General features: G+C 68.4%; 3 protein-coding genes. 1 reads left to right on the top strand and 2 read right to left on the bottom strand.

Annotated elements, in window-relative coordinates:
* A partial coding sequence (locus L995_RS20575; RefSeq protein ID WP_047473363.1) for a LysR substrate-binding domain-containing protein occupies positions 1–865 on the bottom strand: 865 nt, incomplete at its 3' end.
* Between the two features lie 156 nt (positions 866–1021).
* On the opposite strand from L995_RS20575, the gene L995_RS20570 reads away from it, so the two are divergent.
* Positions 1022–1417, top strand: a complete 396-nt coding sequence (locus tag L995_RS20570) for a RidA family protein (RefSeq protein ID WP_047473364.1) — start codon at positions 1022–1024, stop codon at positions 1415–1417.
* 86 nt (positions 1418–1503) lie between these two features.
* Here the strand turns inward: L995_RS20570 and L995_RS20565 are convergent.
* A partial coding sequence (locus L995_RS20565; RefSeq protein ID WP_047473361.1) for a LysR substrate-binding domain-containing protein occupies positions 1504–2131 on the bottom strand: 628 nt, incomplete at its 5' end.

Raw genomic sequence — 2131 nt, 5'->3', positions numbered from 1 at the left:
CCGCGTAGTCCATGACGGCGCGCACATGGGGACCCGGCTTCCGTTGCTCGCCCACGGCCAGATGGTAGGTATGGCCGGTGATCGAGGGGCCGAAGGGCTGCAGCAGGTGGCCGGCCGCAATGTCTTCGGCCACCAGGGCCAGGCTCACCAGGGCAATGCCATGACCGGCAATGGCCGCCTGGATGGCATGGCCCTCGTCGGAAAAGCGCAGTTGCCCCGCCGGTGAATTCCAGACCAGGCCTGCCTCGTCAAACCAGCGCTCCCAGGTGGGATTGCTGACGTGCGCCGTCTTCCAGTCAAAGCGGATCAGCGGCAGGCGGGCCAGGTCGGCCGGACCCAGCACGCCCAGCCGGGGATTGGCCACGGGCGCAAAGCGGTCGCTGAACAGGGGCTCGGCCACCAGGCCCGGATAGGGGCCGCGCCCGTAGCGCACGGCGATATCGACGGCATGGGAGCGCAGGTCCACCATATCGTCCGAGGCCTGCAGTTGCAGGTCCACCTCCGGGTGCATCGCGCGGAAGCTGGCCATGCGCGGCACCAGCCATTTCACGGTGAACGCATTGGTGGCCGAGATGCTGACCTGGGCGCGCAGGCGCTTTTGCAGCAGGCGCTCCAGCGTGGCGGCAAAGGCGTCGAAACCGTCGCGCAGCACCGGATAGAGCTGGGCGCCCGCTTCGGTCAGCACCACCTTGCGTACCTGGCGATCGAACAGCGCCAGGCCCAGCTGTTCCTCCAGCGCGCGGATCTGGTGGCTGATGGCCGTGGGGGTCACGGCCAGGTCGTCGGCGGCCTGCTTGAAGCTGCCCAGGCGGGCGGCGGCCTCGAAGGCGCGCAGTGCGGAAAGCGGCAGCTGGTTGCGTTGCATGAGGGCTGGAGGACGCAAGGGGCGGGTGAGGAATGGGGTGAGGAAAACTCATCTTATGCCTGACAAATGAACCTTTGTCGCAATCATCCGGCTTGCCTATCGTCCACCCATTCCCCAAGCGCGATCCTGCCGGGGATGGATGAAGGAAATGAAACCATGCTGCACCGTGTCACCACACAACCCGACCCCTACGAGCCGTTTTTGCTGTCGCAAGGCATTCGCTTTGGCGAGCTGCTGTTCATCTCCGGCCAGGCCGGCGCCGGAGACGATGGCCGCATCGTGCCGGGCGGCTTCCTGGCCCAGGGCCGGCAGGCGTTTGCCAATCTGCGCCGCGCGCTGGAGGCGGGCGGCTCCAGCCTGAAGGACGTGATCAAGGTCACCATCTTCGTCACCGACATGGGCCACTTCGACGAGGTGGTCGCCCTGCGCCGCGAGTTCTTCGGCGCCCCCTATCCGGCCGACACGATTGCCCAGATCCAGGCGCTGTACGACCCGGCGGCCCTGATCGAGATCGAAGCCATTGCAGCCGTGCGTGATGGGCAGGCCCGCTGACATGGTTGCGGCCGTTCTGTTCCGATGGCCTGGCCACGGCGTGCATGGCCGACGACTGGAGCCGATGGGGCCGATATCTGATCCCTTCAACCGCCGAGCAGTCCCGAGGTGCTCAGCGGCCCCGGCGACAGCTGCTGTCCCCATGCCTGCGTCAATGCCTCGATGGCATCGCCCACCACGCGGCAGGCCTGGGTGAGCTTGCCGTGCCGGGGCAGGGCCAGCGTCACATGGCGCACCAGGCCGGGGTTGACCAGGCGGCTGGCCTGCAGCCGGCCCTGGCGCAGCTCGGCATCGATGGAGTACGGGCCGATCACCGAGTAGAGGCCGGCCGCATGGGCCACGAGTTCCTTTTGCACGGTCAGCGAGTCGGCCTCGGCGGCCGCGGCGAGCCGAAAGCCGTGGCTGTGCGCGGCCTCATCGAGCGCGTCGCGCCAATGGCTGGGGCGGCGCGGCAGCACCAGTTGCAGGCCGTCGAGCGCGGCGAACTCCGTGGTGGGCGCCAGGGTCAAGGGATCGCCAGGGCGCGACACCAGATAGCTGTGCGCGGTGCTCAGCAGCCGCTCGTCGCCGCCGGCCGGGCGCGCGAAGCGAAAGAGGATGGCCAGGTCCACGGCGCCGCTGTCCAGCAGCGCGTCGAGCTCCGTGCCCTGGGCCTCGGTGATGTTCAGGCGTATGCCGGGGTGCTCGCGCTGCAGCCAGTCGAACACAACGCGG

This window comes from Delftia sp. ZNC0008 (assembly GCF_000799035.1).
Taxonomy (GTDB): Bacteria; Pseudomonadota; Gammaproteobacteria; order Burkholderiales; family Burkholderiaceae_C; genus Comamonas; species Comamonas tsuruhatensis.
The sequence above is the reverse complement of the archived record's forward strand: the minus strand, read 5'-3'. Positions and strand labels throughout refer to the sequence as shown.